The 18,464-nt window shown below is 53.8% G+C and carries 18 protein-coding genes; all 18 read right to left on the reverse strand.

The window, feature by feature from the left end; genetic code table 11:
- Nucleotides 1-150: 150 nt before the first annotated feature.
- The 18 genes from PXY01_RS14520 to PXY01_RS14605 all read right to left on the reverse strand — a co-directional run bounded on the left by PXY01_RS14520 (nucleotide 151) and on the right by PXY01_RS14605 (nucleotide 18,459).
- Nucleotides 151-543 carry a DUF4280 domain-containing protein gene (locus tag PXY01_RS14520; RefSeq protein ID WP_127570747.1) on the reverse strand — a complete coding sequence of 131 codons (393 nt, stop codon included), beginning with the start codon at nucleotides 541-543 and terminating at the stop codon, nucleotides 151-153.
- 61 nt (nucleotides 544-604) lie between these two features.
- Complete coding sequence (locus PXY01_RS14525; protein WP_246027952.1) at nucleotides 605-1,132, reverse strand: hypothetical protein; 528 nt, start codon at nucleotides 1,130-1,132, stop codon at nucleotides 605-607.
- Nucleotides 1,132-1,734, reverse strand: a complete 603-nt coding sequence (locus tag PXY01_RS14530; RefSeq protein ID WP_127570749.1) for a hypothetical protein — start codon at nucleotides 1,732-1,734, stop codon at nucleotides 1,132-1,134. The genes PXY01_RS14525 and PXY01_RS14530 overlap by 1 nt, the downstream gene beginning before the upstream one ends.
- Complete coding sequence (locus PXY01_RS14535; protein WP_127570750.1) at nucleotides 1,734-3,143, reverse strand: phage baseplate assembly protein V; 1,410 nt, start codon at nucleotides 3,141-3,143, stop codon at nucleotides 1,734-1,736. The genes PXY01_RS14530 and PXY01_RS14535 overlap by 1 nt, the downstream gene beginning before the upstream one ends.
- Nucleotides 3,140-3,742: a hypothetical protein gene (locus PXY01_RS14540; RefSeq protein ID WP_127570751.1), complete on the reverse strand. Its 603-nt coding sequence runs from the start codon at nucleotides 3,740-3,742 to the stop codon at nucleotides 3,140-3,142. Before PXY01_RS14540 ends, PXY01_RS14535 begins: the two co-directional genes overlap by 4 nt.
- 19 nt (nucleotides 3,743-3,761) lie before the next feature.
- Nucleotides 3,762-4,535 (reverse strand): DNA and RNA helicase, encoded by a 774-nt coding sequence (locus PXY01_RS14545; RefSeq protein ID WP_127570752.1) that lies wholly within the window; start codon nucleotides 4,533-4,535, stop codon nucleotides 3,762-3,764.
- 37 nt (nucleotides 4,536-4,572) lie between these two features.
- Nucleotides 4,573-7,224 carry an acetate and sugar kinases/Hsc70/actin family protein gene (locus PXY01_RS14550; RefSeq protein WP_127570753.1) on the reverse strand — a complete coding sequence of 884 codons (2,652 nt, stop codon included), beginning with the start codon at nucleotides 7,222-7,224 and terminating at the stop codon, nucleotides 4,573-4,575.
- 29 nt (nucleotides 7,225-7,253) lie between these two features.
- Entirely contained in the window at nucleotides 7,254-7,943 is a 690-nt protein-coding gene (locus PXY01_RS14555; RefSeq protein ID WP_127570754.1) for an iron-dependent peroxidase, read from the reverse strand.
- The gene (locus tag PXY01_RS14560) at nucleotides 7,940-9,253 is read right to left on the reverse strand and encodes a normocyte-binding protein (protein WP_127570755.1); all 1,314 of its coding nucleotides are present in this window, start codon (nucleotides 9,251-9,253) and stop codon (nucleotides 7,940-7,942) included. The genes PXY01_RS14555 and PXY01_RS14560 overlap by 4 nt, the downstream gene beginning before the upstream one ends.
- A gap of 32 nt (nucleotides 9,254-9,285) precedes the next feature.
- Nucleotides 9,286-10,977 (reverse strand): PP2C family protein-serine/threonine phosphatase, encoded by a 1,692-nt coding sequence (locus tag PXY01_RS14565; protein WP_127570756.1) that lies wholly within the window; start codon nucleotides 10,975-10,977, stop codon nucleotides 9,286-9,288.
- Between the two features lie 5 nt (nucleotides 10,978-10,982).
- Nucleotides 10,983-11,843 (reverse strand): PP2C family protein-serine/threonine phosphatase, encoded by an 861-nt coding sequence (locus tag PXY01_RS14570; RefSeq protein WP_246027953.1) that lies wholly within the window; start codon nucleotides 11,841-11,843, stop codon nucleotides 10,983-10,985.
- 10 nt (nucleotides 11,844-11,853) lie between these two features.
- A complete protein-coding gene (locus PXY01_RS14575; protein WP_127570757.1) occupies nucleotides 11,854-12,378 on the reverse strand; it encodes an FHA domain-containing protein in 525 nt (174 codons plus the stop codon).
- A gap of 54 nt (nucleotides 12,379-12,432) precedes the next feature.
- Nucleotides 12,433-12,975 (reverse strand): FHA domain-containing protein, encoded by a 543-nt coding sequence (locus PXY01_RS14580; RefSeq protein WP_127570758.1) that lies wholly within the window; start codon nucleotides 12,973-12,975, stop codon nucleotides 12,433-12,435.
- A gap of 57 nt (nucleotides 12,976-13,032) precedes the next feature.
- Nucleotides 13,033-13,479 (reverse strand): J domain-containing protein, encoded by a 447-nt coding sequence (locus PXY01_RS14585; protein ID WP_164744437.1) that lies wholly within the window; start codon nucleotides 13,477-13,479, stop codon nucleotides 13,033-13,035.
- Nucleotides 13,480-13,561: 82 nt separating this feature from the next.
- Nucleotides 13,562-13,987, reverse strand: coding sequence for a membrane-associated protease 1 (locus PXY01_RS14590; RefSeq protein WP_127570760.1), 426 nt, complete (start codon nucleotides 13,985-13,987; stop codon nucleotides 13,562-13,564).
- 139 nt (nucleotides 13,988-14,126) lie between these two features.
- On the reverse strand, nucleotides 14,127-16,298 hold the full coding sequence (locus PXY01_RS14595) for a transcriptional regulator (protein WP_127570761.1): 2,172 nt from the start codon (nucleotides 16,296-16,298) through the stop codon (nucleotides 14,127-14,129).
- Nucleotides 16,299-16,688: 390 nt separating this feature from the next.
- Complete coding sequence (locus PXY01_RS14600; RefSeq protein ID WP_127570762.1) at nucleotides 16,689-17,597, reverse strand: serine/threonine protein kinase; 909 nt, start codon at nucleotides 17,595-17,597, stop codon at nucleotides 16,689-16,691.
- Nucleotides 17,598-17,622: 25 nt separating this feature from the next.
- A complete protein-coding gene (locus PXY01_RS14605) occupies nucleotides 17,623-18,459 on the reverse strand; it encodes a 1,4-dihydroxy-6-naphtoate synthase (protein WP_127570817.1) in 837 nt (278 codons plus the stop codon).
- Nucleotides 18,460-18,464: the final 5 nt, after the last annotated feature.

Raw genomic sequence — 18,464 nt, forward strand, 5'->3', positions numbered from 1 at the left:
GCTCTCGTCGACGATTCCGCGCAGCCGCAATCGGCCATGCTCATTCGGCTTCCAGACGACGTCTAACGCATCGAGCCGCTGCAGCCGAAACGGCAGGCTAGCGCGTATCTGATCGTAGCTTAGCATTGCTTCGTCAGCCTCCATTCGTTATTAGTCGCTGTTCTGTCCATCATCTAGAAAGGTAATGCTCCCTTGGTAATAGCAATATATAATGGAGTCCGACATTAGCGCCGCCCTGCCTCCAACCCGAGCCTCTTCCTTGCAATTGCTCCATCTCGATGGAAGCTTCGGCTCGCAAGGCCGGCCGCTAATTTGCTGCCCGTCCTCCGCAATCAAATAAACGGTGGAAGTGTTCGGATTATTCGGGCAATTACATATCCCAAAATGCGGAATATTAACGGTAAGCCGACAATCCTCTTCATTCATCTTCGGTTTGCCGTTAACGTATGCACCGTGGCTGGCCGGCAAATTAATACGCCGCGCATGGGTACCGTACTGGCATCTCATCTTGGCACCGCGAACGACGTAGCTCGAATCTGCCATTGTTCTCCCTCCTTCATGAATTGAATGGATTCGTTAGCTCCGTGAATACGAAATACGAGAATTACTCCATCGGCACTCGTTCGAGTCGAACGGCTGCGAAGTCGCGCCGCAGAATGCTCTCGGCAACGTCCAGCCGGACGACGATGAGCAGGGCGCCGTCGCAGCGGATTCGTGCAATTCGTTTCTTCCGAAGCGGTTCCGACAGCAGTACCAGCTTCGTGATCGTCTCCCCATCGGGCTTATACTCGCAGCTCGGACTAAGCGCCTCGATCTCCTCGAAGATCGGCAAATAATAGTCATGCTGACGTTGATGCTCGGAATCGAGCAGGACGGTCAGCTTGCTTATCATGTTGGGCTCATAAAGCTCAAGAAGCGGCTTCATTCTTGAAGATACGAGGAACAGATCCTTGGTGCTGAGCACATCGGGGTATTCGTTGTCCGGTTCGGACCGGACCGGCAGCATGAGCGCGTCTGGAATAAGGTGCGCCCGCGTCTGCCGAGCGTCCCGCGGATCGAGATGCTGGCGTACATTCAGCAGCACCGGTGCATCCTTGCACCGCTCATCCTGCTTCAATAAGAAATAGTCCATTATTCACCCTCAGCTCCATATAACAATTGGCTCTCATCCCGATACTCTCCGGCCATAATTTTGAGCCCTTCATTCTTCAGCATCTCCTTGTATTCGTCCATCAGGAGCAGTGACGGAATTTGGTCGCGCATGAACTCAAGTACCATCCAATGATATTTGACCACCTCGATCTGCTTGATTCGATCCAGATCCATCGACGTGACAGCACGCGCATAATCGACCTTCACCCGCTCCAGCTCCTGCATGCGGCGAAACAGCGGAGAGAAGGCAAAATCGGCCCGCCACGTTGAGGTGCAAGCCACTGGATCGAGCAGCCATTGCTCATCGAACGCCTCAAGCAAATAGAGCGGGTCATCCTCCATTACGCTCGTCCGAAGCATGGAGATATAAATGTACTGCACCGGCCCCTTGCGGCCTTCGCGCTGCTGCTCCGCTGCCCTGGCGCACAACTTCGCGAACGATTGCTTGAAGCTGCCAATAATTTCTGTCTCCCGCTCGGCTAATTGATTCTGAATGACGATAAGATCCGGCTCCCACTTATCCAACACATGGTCTTGCAGGAAGCGGTCCATAACGACGTCTTTATCCACGCGCGCGTTCATCACTTAATGTTCACCTTCGCGCCGCTGAACGTCACCTCGTCTTGAATGACCAGATTGGAGGACGATTGGACAAGCTCCACCTGCTCATTGCCTTGAATCATCACCTTGTCGCCTACAATCTCGATATCTTCCTCCGCCGTCAGCTTAATTTGCTTGTCGCTGTTAATTTCGATTCCGCCATCGTCCGTCAGCCGAATAAGCAGCTGTCCGTTGCCGATAATTTCGATTGCGCCTGGCTTGAACACGATCTGCTTGCCGTATTTGTTACTAATCGTCTTCACCGAAGGGTCGCTCCGATGCTGCGGACTGCTCGGCTCAGTATCGACCGAGCTGGCGGCGAAGGCATGGTGTTCATGCTCATCTGGAAAATACATCCGCACTTGATCGCCAACCTCCGGCATACAGTACCAGCCGCTGCCATCCGGCGACGAATAGACGGTCGAATACGGAAGCCAGACCGCTTCGTTCTCGGACTGCTCCGAATCGATGTCCAGATGAAGCTTTACTTTGTCCTTCGATACGGCAAGAACAGTACCGAACAGCGAGGTCCCGGCAAGCGCGTACGGATATTCCGTACTGCAGACGAAGCCATCCTTGTCCCGCAGCGTATATAGGCCGCTCAACACGCCGTCGTGCATCGTAATTTCTGCCCGGTACACATACAGCTTGCGCTTGTGGAACAACACCGGGTCGCCCAGGTCATAAAGCCCATAGCTTGCCGCCTCATAGCTGACATAGGCGCTCTCCTTCGCGCCGGGCTCATGGTTGTCGGAATACGACACATATTCCTGCAGCTGCTTATTCACCGTATAATGATAGGCGTTCATCTGCTGCGGCTCTCCGCCTTCTGCAAGCCCTGCCGTAAAGGCGATGCCTCCGCGCGTGCTCGACGGAAGAAGCGGCACATGGAGCCGCGAGGCCATCCGGCGCAGGAAGCGCCAATCCGTTTCCTTATACTGCACCCTCATTCCGCCCAAGCTTTGCCCGCCGGAGACCGCGACCGACACCTGTGAGCCCGAATAATGGCCTGCAATCCGCTTGAACAGCTGGGAATACGTCATGCTTCCGTTCTGGAACGTTCTCGTGTGCGGCCACATATCCATCGCAACGGTGAAGCTGTGCGCTTCGACGGTCATCGTCCGCACATCACGGACCGTCTGGACAGACAGGGAAGCCACAACGCCCTGGAACAGCACGACCGAGCGATTGCCATTCTGCACCCATACCTGAATCGTCTCGGTGCCCTCCGACTGCTCGATATATGAATCCTGAGCATCCTCCTCAATAACGCCGCTGATCGTCAGCACCGCATGCTCATTGACCTGCTTGATGATCTGTAGACTCGTCACATTAACAAATGAATACGGCGCAACGTGCAGATGGCCGTATGTATAGACTGTCTCGCTCATTGGTCACCCTCTCCCTCCGGCTGCTCCAAGACGCGGATCGACTGTATCATTTGCAGCACGATCGGCCGCCAGGCAGCATAATCCTTATACAGACAGCAGAACGTCCCCATGACGGTCGTTCCCTCCAGCATGAAATAGAACATGACGTTGTAGATCGGATCGTCGATGGCCGGGCTCTTGAAATCGAAATAAGCGATCTGTTTGCCCTCGACCTCCTCGACTCCCTCCGTGTAGAACACACTTGCAGGATTGGCTTTGCGTAGTATCGCTTTCATCCCTTCCGCCAGCTCCTGCACCCATTCCTCCTCCAGCTCCTGATCGATCCGGCTGAGCGTAACATTGATGCAGCCCGTCTCATCGGTCTTAATGATTTGCGGACGCTGCTCATGCGGATATTTAATTTTGCTTAAATGAGGAGGCATGTCGTCAAAATCTTCCGGTATCAACAGCGTGACCCGGCCATCCCAAAAAGCCGTTTCCTTGAATGCATAATAGCGGCTGCCGATCTTCACCGGTCCTTGCGTAATATCCTTCCTGTCCGCCGCCTTCTCCGCTTCGTTCAGCATCGACACGATCTGCTCATCCATGAACGATCCCATATCGCTCTCATCCCCCTCGTTAATCTACAATCATGCGCTGCGGGCCATGGCTCTGACCGCCCAGACGACCGCTCCCGCCCTTCACGCTTTCCAATAGACGCACCAGATTTCGATGAATGACCGCATTCGGGTAATCCTTATAAGGCTGGCGAAGCTTCCGGGCCAAATAGTGCAGAATCAGCTCCCGCTCCGCCTTCCCCTGATTCAAGCAAGTCATGCCGAAGGCAAGATCCGCCGCATCCGCCGCTTCACTGTGCAGCAGCTCAGAGGCAAATCGCCGAAGCATCCCCGGATGCAGCGTCGGCGCGCCGATTCCGGCATAGGACGTATGCAGAAGATTGAGCGTGTTGTACTCTGTCGCATAGTCGGCGAAGCTGCGGTATTCCGTACGGATTCGAGCGCCTTCCTTCAGCTTGAAGCGCCCCAGCTCCAGCTCATTCGATTCAAGCCGGGACTCCTTGTCCAGCACGACCTCCGCTCGCCGCACCGTGAAATCCGCATCCGACTGCTCGTCGTGCAGCCGCAGCTTGATGACCGTCTCCACGCCGCTTGCTGTAAAGGCCAGCTTCTGCTCCTGCGAGAGCACATAGACGACGCCCCGATGCTTAACGATCCCTTGCCCGATATAGAGATTGGCGTCGTCGGCACGAACGGCGCAGCCGGACACAATACCGTCCGAATATGGCTGCAGCTGAATGTCCATGATATCTCGAGGATAATCACGGAGACATTCGAGCATTTCCGTCTTCAAGATCCGCCCTTTGCGAAATTCCGGATACCGGTCCGTGAACATAGGGACGCAACTCCTTTCTGCGATAGCAGACGGTAAATTATTTCAAGCCGTCAAAAAAGTCTAACTCGGACAAATCGTTCTCGAATGCACAGAACTTCTTGCGTCCGATATACAGCTGCTCATTCTGACGGGCTACCGGCAGAATGTAGAAGCCCCAATTGTTCTCGCCGGTGAAGACAAAAAATTTAACCTCTCCGTTATGAATCGAGTCGGTATCGTCCTGCGGGACTTTGTCGCCGTAGATGGCGTAAATGTCCTTGTACAGCATGCTCTGATAGCTGGCAGGATCGTTCGTGTACGTGTACGTATGGCGCAGCTTGCCGTCGCTCCCCTTCAGCAAGAAGTCGACCTCGGATACGCCGATCGGCCTCGAGATCGTCCCGTACGTCCGGTTCAGCCGATCATAGCTGCTGAGCAGCAGCACCTCCTGACGGTTATGCGTGAAGGCACTGACCGAGTAAGGAACAGCCGGATCATGATTCGTAATACTCGCCTCAATAAGGCCGGATTTCTGCGCATTCAAATAGCGAATAGCTCCCCTCAGGCAGGCAAGCTTCAGGTCCGGCACCTTGCCATCCTCTGCCGTCTTCTGCTTGAATTCGATGCTCCGTCCCGGCACGAATTCCTTCAGCGCCTCACGGAATACATCGATGCGGCAGGACTGTCCGGTCAGCTTAATAATCGAATATTCCGAAAGCTTGCCGCTAAGATAGAAATCGTCCAGAAACTTCCGTACCGTCTCATAGATGTCCGCCTTAATCAGATGATTGATCTCCTTAATGTTGAAGACGACGTTCGGGAAGTCGTACACCTGCTTGAAGCGTCCCGCTTCGAGCAGCGACAGACACCAGCGATCAACTGTCGTAACCTTCAGATCGTTCTCGTGCATACTCTCGCTCTCCGTATGGAACCGATTGCGGAGAATGCCTGTTTTGCGAAAAAACTCCTTCTTCATGTTCTCTGCAATTTCCCACAGGAAGTAGAAGTTGCTCTTGACGCGCTGGTACTCCTCCCGCGTACGATTCTCGTACTCGGCGAAGCGCGTCGGAATAACCGCTTCCGCCTGCCGATAACGCTCCTCGAACCGCTCGTACACGGAACTGACGCCATATTCGTCAACATGACGGAATAGATCATTGCCCGGGATGTCGATCAGATTATCGATATCCGTCGTACCGCCGCCGCTGCGATAGTAGTCCGCGAAGACAATCTTCATGAACTGTAATATTCGATACGTAATGTTGTTGCCGCCGAAATTCGTATCGCCGTTCTCGTACGTCGTCTGAATGTCGATTTGGTAAGAGATTGCGCCGTTCTCAATGCGGAACTTGCCCGACGACAGATCGGTTGTGCCGCCGCCGCAGTCGATGACGAGCGCCTTGTACGTCTCGCCGTCAACGAAGCTGTTGCGGTCGATTTGCTCGGCAATCGTGTTGTACAGCACCGCCATTCCTTCGTCCAATGCATGAACGGACTCGATCTGGTATTCCGGAATGATGTCCGCGAACATATCGAGGAACTGTGCCTTCAGCTTGACCGGGCTCGAAATATGAAGATGCTTGAACCTGCACTTGAACTGCTGCTCCGCGGTCTCAATGACATGCAGAATATAGGCCCGCAGCATATCGCCTCGAGTAACCTGAGCGCTGTAGCCCTGGCTGTCCGTAATCTCCTCGACGCGCTTATAGTTGTTCACCCAGCGCTTAATCGCATGGAAGACGGTCGCCGTTCCGCTGAACCCGTTCTTCTTCAAATATTTCAGCGCATCGTATCCGAATTCGTAACGGATGTTCGCCGGATCGGAGCAATCCGCCGCACTAATAACGGTCGGCAGCACCTCGATCCATTCGGTCGACTTGCCGGTATGATCCGGGAAGCTCACATAGTTAATGCTGTCTAAGCGCACTTGACCGTTCAGCACCGCATTGCTGCATACGGACGATACGTACCGTTTGTCCAAATAAGCGCCCGCCGTTGTATTCGAAGTACCGAAATCGATCGCCAGCACCGCATCCGTCTGCTCAACGCTGCGAATCTCAAGATCTGGAACCGGGATTTTATAATATTGCAAATTAACAGGCAGCAGCGGCTTGTCCTGTGTATACGCTTTGTATAAATATTCCGAATCCTTCCGGCGGAACAGTAGCAGACTATACTGCTTATTCGCCGTCCGCTTCACCCGAATGTCCTTCCCGGCTGTCAAATAATAAACGCCGCCTGACCGGCCGTCCTTGACGAGATTGAGAACCGCACATATTTCCATCCGATCGTTAACAAGCAGCACATTCGATTCGCCGACAAGCCCCGCCGTTTCGACCCGGTACTGATCCCGCTTGTCGATCTGCAGCCCTTCATAAATTATGATCCGCGCCGGCACCTGAATCGTTCCGTTATCCGACAGCTGCGTCTTCAAATATTTGTCCAGCGCCGTCTCCAGCCGCTCCATGCCGCCGCTCATGTACGATTGAATAAGCAGGCTCCTGTCAGCACTGCGGTATTTCAGAATCGTATGAATTAGCCCTTCGCGGTCGAGCGTATGGGCCATACCTTCGACCAGCTTCTCCTTATGGCAAACGTTGCGAAGCTGGAAGGTCGTCATCTCGTTAAGCTCCTCCCAGGTATAGCGCGCTTCCTCGCCCTGACTCTCCTCGCCCGATTGCTTGGTGTACAGCTTATATGAATAACCCATCGCCGTTTGATCCCCCTTCGCCTGTTGCATCAATACAGAACCGCTTCGTCGAGGCGCATCGTCTCCTCTACCCCCATAATGCCGATATGTCCGTCCCACATAAGCTCCACCGACGCTGTCAGCGGAAGGAACAGCTCCTGCAGCAGCAAAAGCTGTTCCTTCCGCCGCTTGTCCCCCAGCTTGCCGAAATAGAGCATCAGCTCGTCGGCGCTGCCGCTCTTCGCATACAGCAGTACATCGGGAAACAGCCGCCTGACCGTCTCTTTCCACATATAGTGCGACTCGCCTGTCTCATAGCAGCGCAGCAGCTGAAGGGCAATAATCTCCTTCTCCCGATCGCTGAACAATGGAAGACGCTTCTGAACAGCTGCTCCGAATATTCCGTTCTCCATATCTGCAATTAGAAACCGCACATACATCTCCCGCTTGTTCATCCCTTGCAGCACATCAAGCTCCACAAGCAAATGGGTCACCAGATCGAACAGCGTCTCGCGCAGCTCCATGTCGTCAGGAATACGGCGGTCGCACAGCTCATCCATAATCGAATGAAACCGGTAATACGGATTGATCTCCGCTACCGGCTCGATCGCAGGCGGATTTAACGTCGGAAGGCTCAGCTCCATATATGGCGAGAACGATTCGGCGCTTACGAACCGAAGCTCCTTCCGGTCCATTCCCTCCTGCTGCGCCCGAATAGCCAATTCCCATATGTAATTCATAGCCGCTCCCCCATCACCCGATATTCCGGAAGATGGCGCTGCACCTCAGAGGTAAGGAAGCAAATTCGGTCCTGAATGAACAGCGGGTCCTCAGACTCCGGCACGATAAAGCCGAGCCGCAGCACCCGCTTCTCCCGTTCTGCGCGCAGCGTATCGGTCAAGAACGGATTCATGGTGTAAGCATATGGGAAAGCCGCATCCATCGATGAATACGCCTCCGGCGGCAGCAGCTCGACAAGGTCAAGCTGCATCCCTTCGGCCGCCTCGAACATATGGACAAGCCGCTTCACATCTCCGGCCGAACGGATAACAGCGGCCTGCTTCCGCTCGAAGCTGCCGATAAAGCTCGGCTTGCGCCGATTGCTGACCAATAGATCCGCGCTTGTGGTCTGAGGCAGAGTCTCCGCCGGATGCTGCGCGACCTTCCATAAGCTCCACATGCCCGCCTTCTCCTTCGGTGAGACGACGATCAGCTCGTGCGCATCGCGTTTGACATAATGAAGCTCATCCTCCTCCGCATCGACCAGATAGCCATGTCCGCTACCTGTCTTGCGGATCGGCAGCACATGCTCGTAGTTGATTTTGTCGAGGGCAGGCATCGGAAAACCGGTCGAAGCAAGCGTAAGCTGCTCTACGTTCCAGAGCGGAATCCAATCGACCCGCTTCCAGCGTTCATATTCCTCCAGGTCGATCCGAACCTGGTGAACCTCCAGCCCGCTATCGAGCTCTCTGTCGCATTCGATCAGCTCTGCTTGTATGAATTTGTAAGCGTAAGGATGATTGACCGTCGTCCACGGAATGCTGTTGAGCCGAAACAGCCGATACAGCTTCTCGATCACATGCTCATACGCTTTGTTCGCCGACAGCTGTACGTTAATGCCGATCGTCCCTTCCGACGTCTCAAGCTCGCCCCGGAAGGAGCGCTGGCTGCTTAGCAGCTCGTGAAGCTGTTCGCGGCTGCATGACATATAGAACGATTGCAGCACAGGGCGCTCGCCGCGTCCGAGGCTTGCGGCAAGCTCGCCGGCATCTACAGCAGCGTCGGCATTCGCATCCTCCGGAATCATCGGGAACATGAACTCGTCAATCGGGTCAAGCTCATCCCGATGACAGACGGAGGCATAGATCGTATACAGCTCATCGTTGCCGGCCGCCTCGCGGAATACCCGCTCCTCCAGCTGCCGGAAAGCCGTCTCCTGATGCTCCGCCAGCTGGGTGAATACGCCGGTCAATATTTGACGCAGCAGCCTGCGCTGCTCAAGATCCTCCATCCTGTTCAGTCGGTCTGCTGCGAGCTCTTTCATCTCCATCCCATCCGATGCCCCCTTATGAGAATGCTGATTTAACGTTTAGCCGAAGCTTGTCCCTGTTCCGCGCTTGCTTTCTCAGCCGTATTCGTGCTGCTGGCTGAATCCGCCGCTCCCGAAGCTGCTCCCGTTGATCCGGCGGCTGCTTCCGCTAACGGATCGCCCGGTGCCGCCGCAGGCTGCGGCGGATTCAGCTTCGTCTGCGCATCGATAATTTTGTGCTCTAGGTTAAGCACCTTGTCCAGCAGCTCTGCCTGCTGATAGACGTTCTGCGCTGCCGTGAAGGTCGCGATCGCTTCTGCATACGCTTCCTTCTCCATCTGCTCGTCGCCCTTCTGCTCAAGCTCTTCGCCCTTCTTCTGCAGCTCGTTCTTCTTCTGCTCCGCAAGCTGCGTATCGACCTCATTCATCTTCAATGACACCTGTTGAACCCCAGGATCGAAATTCGCAAGCACCGCCTGCTTCTTCGCCTTCTCATACGCCTGCTTAGCGCCGGAATAATCCTTGGCAGCCAGCTTCAAATCTCCCTGCTTAATCGTGGACAAGACGATCAAATACGTTTGCGCCTTCTTCTTGTTCGCCGTCACGCCTTCCATGTCGAAATCCTTATATCGCTTGGCGTCCTTCTCCGCTGCCTCATATTTACTGACCGCCTTCTCGTAATCGCCGTCCTTAAGCGCCGAATCGCCGTCGATAATCGTCTCAACCAGCTCCAGCTTGCTGCCGATCAGCTTCGTATGTACCTTATCCTTCAGCTTGATCGCCGCATTGCGCGCCAAGGAATACTCGTTCAGCGCCTTCTCGAAATCGCCGTCCGCCGCCTTCTCATCACCCTTCTTCTCGCTTTCCACCATGCTCGCGACGGTCTCCGCCTTCAACTGAACCGCCCGCATCTTGTAATAGAACGCCCCGCCTCCGGCCAACACCATCGGAATGAGCAGCATCGCGACGGTTTTGGCCAATTTGCCCCAATTGCGCTTCTTCTGCTGCTCCTTATACACTTTGCCTGCATAGACGGCCGCTGCCGTATAATTGTGAATGACCTTCCCTTGCCGGCTGAGCATAATCTCCTCCAGCAGGTCGACGAACTCATCCGGTCCATCCGTTTCCTCGATCGCATCGAGCATTTCGACGCTGTGGACTCCCTCCCACAAGCCGAGTGAGCAGAGCAGCAGCATGTCGCCGTCTTCCAGCTCCACCTTCCTTGACATGTAAGGGCTGATGGAACCCGGCATCCCGAGATATTGAAGCAAATTATGCTTCTCCTCATGGCTGTCCGCCTCGTCGCGCCGCAGCTTGCCGCTTAGCACCATTTGCTGCGCCAGACTATGGTCGATGCTGCGTGTGAGCAGCTTTCCTTGACGAAAATGGTAAAACCGCGTATGCCCTGCGCTCACCCATACGGCATGCTTATAGTCGGTCGCCAGCAGCGTCAGGCTCGCCTTCAGCCGCATTCGCTTGCTCTCGCGCTGCAGCAGCTTATGCGCCTGCTTCACATAGCTCGTCAGCTTGCGCGGTGACAGCGTCGGCTTCTCACTGAAGCTGCCGAGCACCGACTGCACGGCAAGCTCTGCGCTTTCCAGTTCCAGATCGTTATCCAGGCCGTCAGCAATGACCCAGCATGCCAGATCGTCAAGCTCCACATAAGCGAAGCAATCTCTATTGTGCAGAAACGTTCCCGCCTCGGACAGAAAGGCGGTCTGGAAATCGCTGTTCTCTTTTCTCATTGCCCTTACCAGCCTTTATCCATAATGACAATCGTCGCGTTGTCCTGATTGCTCCGTCCCTTGTCCTCCACGGCCTGAATGATGAGCTCAGCCGCCTTCTGCGGATGCCGCCCTCTACGCAGCAGCTCCTCCAGCTCCAGCTCGTTCAACGCATGGGTAATACCGTCGCTGCACAGGATGATCTTATCCTTCTTCTGAAGCTGGAACGGCGTTTCCCCGATCTCCATTTCTTTAAAGCCTTCATGGCCCAAATAGTTAATCAAACGATGCTGCAGCGGGTTGCTTACCGCTTCCTCCTTCGAAATCTCCCCGGACAGATAACGTGTCTGCAGCAGGCTGCCGAACGTATGCTTCCGGTTCAACGGAATGAACTCTCCATCGCGGTAGACAGTCAAGATACTGTCGCCGACCGAGCCCCAATACAGCAGCCCGTCCGATACGACAGCCGCCACAAGCGTCGTGCCGCCTTTATTGCCGCCGAGACTGCTCACAATCTCCTCATTGCTCCGGCGAGCCGTCCGCGCGAAGAAGGAGCGCCAATCGTCCGCTTTGCCCAGCTTGGTGAACGCCTGAGTGAACACCGTAACGGCTGCCGTACTTGCCAGCCTGCCGTTCGCCATGCCGCTGATGCCGTCACCGAGCACTGCAAGCGTTCCGTAATCTTGAGCGACCGTCGCAAAATAATCGTCCTGCTCCTCGCGCATGCCAATCGTCTGTCCGTTGCCAATGCGGATGCCTCCAAGCATCGCGGCCGCCGCCAGCTTCCTCCTAAGCAGCAGCAGCGCTGCAAACAGCACAATGGAGCCGATCAGCACCAGATATGGCACCGCTGCCGGCTCGTCTAATTGATTTAACAGATCTCTCATGTTCATCATCCTAAGCTCGATTGTTATCCCACTCGAAATGCACGCCGCACAGCGGGATAAAGATAAACTTGCTCCGGCCAAGCTGAATGACATCGTACGCGGTCAGCTCGACAGGCGAATAGACCGCCTCATTGTTGTGATAAGCAAGTCCCGAAGCATCGCCCGGCAGCAAATAAAAGCTGCGTTTCTTCGGATCGTATACGATAACCGCGTGATTGCGGCGGGAGATGGTGTTGTCCCCGATAATTTGGATATGCATATCCTCCGCACGGCCGATAAAGTTCTTCTCTGCGTTAATGCGGTAGTCCTGACCAATCTGCGGCCCTTCGATGCAGACGATCCAGCCGGTAACCGGATCGATGCCGTCCGCATCCTCCAGATAGGGCAATGTCTTCTCGTCTGCCGCCGGCACCGGCGGCCGCTTCTTCAATTCGGCCGTCGCCGCCGTTTCAACGGTCATATAGCAATACGGGCATGTCGTCCCGTGCTTCTTCGTGCTGAACATATGTCCATTCGCGCATCTCGTAATGCTCATTATCGAAATCCCCTTTGCTCTTTCTATTGGTCTATTGTCCGTTACTCGATTCGTCTATTGAACCAGCAGTCTCGTATTCGCAATATAGATCACATCGCCGATCTCGATCGGATGCGGCTCCTCGACCTCAAGCTTGCGTCTTTTCTGCTGCCGCGCCTTCTTGATGCCGACCCCGTTACGCGAATGAATATCCTCAACGAACCATTGTCCGGATACGAAGTTCAAGACGGCATGCTCCTTGCTGATTAAAGAGGCGTATTCCGCCTCGAATAAATTAATATCAACCTCGCCTGGCGTCGTGCTCTTACCGATCAGCAGCGACGAATGCCCTTTCAGCGGCCATTCGTGTACCGCTTCCTCTTCGTCATCCAGCAGTACAAGCTTCGTGATGTCGGACTGGGTCCTTGCGCTGCGCAGCGATCTCACCCAGCGCGGAAGCGCGAAGCCGATGAACCCAAGCGCAAGCAGCGCGCCGAACAGAATTTGCGGAACCGGCTCCTCGTTGAAACCGAACAAATATACCGCAGCAGCGACCGGAACGAGCAGCAGCAGCGCATCGATTATTTTTATCCAATAAAAACCCGTTGCCACCTTCATGGCGATACCTTACCTCCCTGACCGATAAACGTGACGAATGTATGCAAGGCTTGCGGATTATTTCTTTCGAAAACCAAAATAAGACTCGAACCATTCGGACGTCTTGGCAGTATGCTCTTGACTGGCCTGCTCCTGCCCCCGGCCTGCGGCCGGTTTGCCCGTCTTGGGGTTAAAGCCGAAAAATTGCTCAAAATGCTGTGAGAAATGCTCAGCCGAGAATGGCTGTGCCGTCGTCTGTGCCGAGCGCTTCGACTGTGAAGCGGCGCCGGCGCGCTTGTCTTCACCGCGGGCTGCTTTCCGCAGCTTATCGTCATATGCCCGCCGGGAAGCCTCGTCTCCAATATCCTTGTAGGCATTGGATATTTCCATAAACCGCTGCTGCGAATCGGCACTGCCGCCGTTAGCGTCTGGATGATGCTGCTTGGCAAGCTTCCGATACGCTTTCTTAATCTCTTCCTGCGAAGCATTCGGGCTTACGCCCAGAACCTCATAGCTTGTTCTCATCCCATTCATCCCGTCGTCTCGTATTGAAACATTTTAAGGGACCCGAGAGTCCCTTAAAATGCGTGCTCATAGGAGCGCTCGATTAAACCGCGTAGCCGCCTTCGATTTTCGTAAACTCCGTTTTGTCTTTCTTTTGTTTGATGTAGATCGAGAACGTACCAACGCCTTCCACATCACCGAAGCTTTCGGAGTAGTCAACAACGAACGCGTTCGGGAGGTATACCTTACGAACGACTTGATCCGCTGCGATTACTTCCAGCGTCACTTTGCGGTAGCAGTCCGCTTTCTCTGCGGAAACGAGCGACCACAGCGCCAATTTCATCGTGTCATCAGCGTTGTCGCCATCCGTAGCCGTGATGATTTTGCCGGAGATTTTGAGCGTTACGCCGACGTCCGTCGATCTTGCGTTGGAGTCGTCTGGCGTATCCGTGTCAAATTCCACCGTACGAATGTTGTCCATACCCAGTTCGATTGTTTCGGAACCTTCTACTTTCAGTCTGAAACCCATGAAATAAACCCTCCTAAAAAAATATTTGATGGCTCCCAGCGCACAAGGCGCTGGGAAACTTTATGATCAAAGGCGAGCGTAAGGCACGCCTTTATCTAGCGAATGAATCGGCCACCGGTAATAACCGATGACACGCGCATTAAGCTTTAGCAGCGCTGGTCGACTTGCTGATCGTGACTTCAAGGTTTTTCACATTGCCATTGAAGATCAGATCGATCTGGCAAAGATTCGATTCCTCGTCGATCACATAGTTAATGTCGTCGCCATTTTGCACAATCGAGTTCACGAAGCCTTTGTTCGCAAGCCATTGGCTCTTCTGACTGTTCGGATTGTTGCTGAAAAACTTCACGATGTTATCATGCTTGAAGTCGCTTGTCTGGAAGCGAAGCATGCGCTCGATATAGGTGCTGACCAGCGTTTTATAGATCGAATCATAGCCATCCTCCGTTACCGCGAGGCTTCTAGCCTTGTACACTGTAATGCGGCTAATCTTCGTCCCCTGCACCTGCGCGGTCTCCGAGGAGAATACGAAGCCGAAGTTGTTCCGGTTAATCGAGTCCTTGATGTTATTCGTAAAGCCGGATATCTCCTTCGCCATCGTCGTAACCGCTCTTAAGCTGTTGTCGCCCGCCTCAATGTCGAACCGGACGCCAGGATAATCCTTCTTCACTGTCTTGAACATCTCGCGCAAATATTCCGGACACTGGTAAGCGGCTACGAGACCGGCGGCAACATAAGCGGCGCCGATATACACCCCTTCAATCCACAGCTTCAGAATGTCTTCCTTCTCCTTCGACAGCTGAACTCCGTCCTCGGTTTTCAGCATTTTGCTGTCGATGACGACGCCAGACTTATCCTTCGGAATGACCGTAAAGTTCGGCAAGCACGGAATCGCAAATTCGCTGTAATCTTTGCGAGTCAGCGGCTCGCACTTGTCGATATAACGTTCGATTCCGGACGTCGCCATACTGTTGAACGTTGTCAGCTCGCTTGTCTCGAAGTTGAAGAAGATTTGCAGCCGATACGGCTTAACCGAATGGAGAAGCAGTGACAGCGACTCGACGGAGTTGCCGTCCTTCGACTGCACCGACTCGTTGCCCTTAAATCTCTCGCGGCGTACTTGAACATTGCCCGTCGAATTTTCAATTTGAATCGACGGCACGATGCCGAACCAGATCGTATCGGTGAACTCATTCTTCGAGTTAACCGTATTGAGGAACGTCTCCAGCCGCGGAAGATTGCTGCTCTTAACCAGCATGTCGAGCTTCGTGTTCGTGATCAGAAGCGATGGCAGCATGCCCCGGCTTTTTACGGTGTATTGATCGAAGAACAGCTTCACGCCGAGAATTTTCTCGACGAGCGGCTTAACCGTCTTCACGAAGTCGTCCTTCGCCGTCTTGTAGAACTGCAGGTAGGTGTTGTAGTTCTCCACTTCCTGCTCGACATTGACCTCCGTTTGGACGGTTGGCAGCGGACAAAACGTGCGGACGACGAGATTTTTGACATAGTCGGTTGGATTTTCGGTAATTTCCTCATAGTCCTCTTGGAACACCGTCATCAGCCCGGTATTGTTCTCCTCGTTCGCGGCAGCAAGCTGCAGCGCATCGGTCTTCGGCGCTTCGATAATTTTCAGCTCGCCCTGATCGCCGATTGTCAGCATCCCGATCTGTACCGAGTCTGTTTGCTTGTCGCCCTGCGACTCCCCAAGCAGCAGCCGCGTCTTAATATCGTCGATCGCAAGTGGCAGCATCGCCATGACGTTGTTGTAATTTTTGCTCGCTTCCTCGAACTTCGCATTCAGCCGATCGCCAAGATCCATCTTGCGCGGGTCGCCGTCCTCCAGCTTCTCATACTCCGAGTAGTAATAATGGATTTCCTTGCGCACCTGGCGAATGTCATCCATCACCTTCTTCGGCGAAATCATATCGAGCAAATTCTCGAATTTGAAATCGACGTTCGCAATGCCTTGGCTGCGCTTCGTCTCAATGAGCGTAAACAGCATCTTCAAGAAGTCATTGTTCTGGTCGATCCGAATCTCCGAAATGCAGTCGGCTGGAATGCCTTCCGGCCTCTTCAGCGAGTACATGACCTTCTGGCTCGAAGCATTAAAGAACGAATAGACGGTCGGCGTGAACTTGGTCAGAAATTCTTCAAAGCTTCTCACGAGAAGATGCTCGTTAATCTCTTTCACTTTCTCGTCGCTCAAGCTGTCGACGCCGATTACTTCGCCTACGATCGTCAGCAGATCGAGCTTTTCCGGATTTATTTCTTCAAACAGCATCGTCCGATTCGTCTGGCGGATAATATCCATCGAGAGACCCTCCTTCTACCTGCATGTTTCTCGTAATGTAACATTTTCCCATAGCTTATATTTCCAGAGACAGCATAGGATAGCAATAAAGATTTTGTCAAATGAAGGAGGTTTTTGGGAGATAATTCCCTTTTTTGTATTCTATAAGTCTCAAAAATTGTGCAATCATACTAGTTCCATGGCATTAATTCGACAAGAATGCTTAAATATGTCGAAAAAAATCGCCACATTTCGTCACATCCATTCCTCCTAAATTTAGTTCCTTATTACCACTATTTAACTAGTTTAAATTTTGTTAAAGATTTTAATTAGACTATAAAAATAGACCTAATTCCACCTTCAGCTGTGGAATTAGGTCTATTCAAATGGATAGAATTAATTTAGGTCTCTCTACCGAAATTCGATGTGCCGAAATCCAGACTTAAGAGCCCGCCGATACGGATCGAGTGAGGCCGGGCGATCACCCGCAGATAGCGACAGCCCGCTCATAATCGTCTTCGCTAGACGAGAGGAAAGCTGGGGCTGCAGGGATTGAATCGGGCGCAGCGGGTCCTCAATGACGCGATCCGCCACATCCGGCGGGACGATGCCGCACACGATATAATAGAGAATGGCCGACAGACTATAATAATCGGACCGCGGTCCTAGTTCCGCCGATTTCGAGTGCAGCTCGAGCGCTGAGAAGCCCGGTGTAGCCTGTATTCGGCGGCTTAACGGGAGCTTACGGAACGACAGCGCCGAGCCGAAATCGATCAGATGGGGCATGCCGTCGCGGCCGATCAACACATTGCTAGGCTTCAGATCAAGATGAACAATCTCTTGGTCATGAACATATTGCAATGCATCCAGCAGCGCAGGAAGCGTCTGCTGCCAGAGCATCGTCAAAGGATCAGAGCCTTGCTGCTGAAGCTTCTGCACATATTGCGAGAGCGGAATGCCGCGGCAGTAGTCCGTCACAAGGTAGAACGTCCCATTCTCCTCGAAATCGTCCCGATGCCGAACCACTTGCGGATGGTTCAATCCGCGAAGAATGTGCGCCTCTTGAACCAAACCGCTTCGCCACTCTGCGAATGACGGTTTCAAGCGGGGCCTGCTGCATAATACGGTACTCTTATCTAAGTCACGATGCGCAAGCGCCCGCGGGAAATATTCTTTAATGACGACCGTTTCCTTCTTCAGTCGGTCGCGACCGATATATACAATCGACAGCTCCCCGCAAGCGATCGGATAATAGATCTTATAGCGCGACCGCAGCAGGAAGCCCTTCGAGAGACAATTCTCTGTCGGGACTTCGATCATCGTTACCAATCTCCCACCTAATAATTTACGAACGCCATGCTAGCTTCTCCGCATCAATACGCGGTACAAGCCCTTCGTCCGCTGCGCGGTCGAGCAGCGCATGAATGGCCGCGTAGCCATCTTCGCCAAGCTCTCTCGTGAACTCATTCACGTACAGCTCAATATGCTGCTTCGCTACATCCGGCGACATTTCCTGAGCATGGCACATGACGTAGTCAGATGACGCTTCAGGATGCGCCCAGGCGTATTCGACCGAAGCGCGAATCCAACGTGCGATCGAAGCAAGGTCAAGCGAGCGCTTCGCGATAATGGCGCCAAGCGGAATTGGCAGCCCCGTGTCCGCCTCCCACCAGCTGCCCAGATCCTGCATCAGCGTCAGCCCATAGCTCGAATAGGTGAACCGCGCTTCATGGATGACAAGCCCCGCATCGATTCTTCCGTCTCGTACAGCCGGCATAATTTCATGGAACGGCATGACGACGACGTCGAATTCGCCGCCGACATGGCGTGCCGCCCATAGGCGGAACAGCAAATAAGCGGTCGAGCGGTCACTAGGCACCGCGACCCGCTTCCCAATTAACGCGGCTGGATTAGGTCCTCCGTCCTTGGTCAGAACGAGCGGCCCACAGCCGCGTCCGAGCGCTCCGCCGCATGGAAGCAGCGCATAATCGTCCAGCACCCACGGCAGTGCCGCGTATGATATTTTGAGCACCTCCGGCCCTTCGCCCTTGGCCGCCCACTTGTTCGTAACATCAATATCCGCGTATGTAACGTGAAGCTCTGGCGCCCCTTCAATGAGTCCGTGCGCCCACGCGTGAAAAACAAACGTATCGTTCGGACATGGGGAATATGCGATGTTCATAGTCA

This window comes from Paenibacillus xylaniclasticus (assembly GCF_004001065.1).
GTDB lineage: Bacteria > Bacillota > Bacilli > Paenibacillales > Paenibacillaceae > Paenibacillus_T > Paenibacillus_T xylaniclasticus.

What these genes read in the sequence shown, in the direction of transcription:
- PXY01_RS14520 (WP_127570747.1), bottom strand. Translation starts at nt 543, where the DNA reads ATGGCAGATTCGAGCTACGTCGTTCGCGGTGCCAAGATGAGATGCCAG.
- PXY01_RS14580 (WP_127570758.1), bottom strand. Translation starts at nt 12,975, where the DNA reads ATGAAGGTGGCAACGGGTTTTTATTGGATAAAAATAATCGATGCGCTG.
- PXY01_RS14545 (WP_127570752.1), bottom strand. Translation starts at nt 4,535, where the DNA reads ATGTTCACGGACCGGTATCCGGAATTTCGCAAAGGGCGGATCTTGAAG.
- PXY01_RS14605 (WP_127570817.1), bottom strand. Translation starts at nt 18,459, where the DNA reads ATGAACATCGCATATTCCCCATGTCCGAACGATACGTTTGTTTTTCAC.
- PXY01_RS14570 (WP_246027953.1), bottom strand. Translation starts at nt 11,843, where the DNA reads ATGAGAGATCTGTTAAATCAATTAGACGAGCCGGCAGCGGTGCCATAT.
- PXY01_RS14560 (WP_127570755.1), bottom strand. Translation starts at nt 9,253, where the DNA reads ATGGAGATGAAAGAGCTCGCAGCAGACCGACTGAACAGGATGGAGGAT.
- PXY01_RS14540 (WP_127570751.1), bottom strand. Translation starts at nt 3,742, where the DNA reads ATGGGATCGTTCATGGATGAGCAGATCGTGTCGATGCTGAACGAAGCG.
- PXY01_RS14525 (WP_246027952.1), bottom strand. Translation starts at nt 1,132, where the DNA reads ATGGACTATTTCTTATTGAAGCAGGATGAGCGGTGCAAGGATGCACCG.
- PXY01_RS14590 (WP_127570760.1), bottom strand. Translation starts at nt 13,987, where the DNA reads ATGGGTTTCAGACTGAAAGTAGAAGGTTCCGAAACAATCGAACTGGGT.
- PXY01_RS14535 (WP_127570750.1), bottom strand. Translation starts at nt 3,143, where the DNA reads ATGAGCGAGACAGTCTATACATACGGCCATCTGCACGTTGCGCCGTAT.
- PXY01_RS14600 (WP_127570762.1), bottom strand. Translation starts at nt 17,597, where the DNA reads ATGATCGAAGTCCCGACAGAGAATTGTCTCTCGAAGGGCTTCCTGCTG.
- PXY01_RS14575 (WP_127570757.1), bottom strand. Translation starts at nt 12,378, where the DNA reads ATGAGCATTACGAGATGCGCGAATGGACATATGTTCAGCACGAAGAAG.
- PXY01_RS14530 (WP_127570749.1), bottom strand. Translation starts at nt 1,734, where the DNA reads ATGAACGCGCGCGTGGATAAAGACGTCGTTATGGACCGCTTCCTGCAA.
- PXY01_RS14585 (WP_164744437.1), bottom strand. Translation starts at nt 13,479, where the DNA reads ATGAGAACAAGCTATGAGGTTCTGGGCGTAAGCCCGAATGCTTCGCAG.
- PXY01_RS14555 (WP_127570754.1), bottom strand. Translation starts at nt 7,943, where the DNA reads ATGAATTACATATGGGAATTGGCTATTCGGGCGCAGCAGGAGGGAATG.
- PXY01_RS14550 (WP_127570753.1), bottom strand. Translation starts at nt 7,224, where the DNA reads ATGGGTTATTCATATAAGCTGTACACCAAGCAATCGGGCGAGGAGAGT.
- PXY01_RS14565 (WP_127570756.1), bottom strand. Translation starts at nt 10,977, where the DNA reads ATGAGAAAAGAGAACAGCGATTTCCAGACCGCCTTTCTGTCCGAGGCG.
- PXY01_RS14595 (WP_127570761.1), bottom strand. Translation starts at nt 16,298, where the DNA reads ATGGATATTATCCGCCAGACGAATCGGACGATGCTGTTTGAAGAAATA.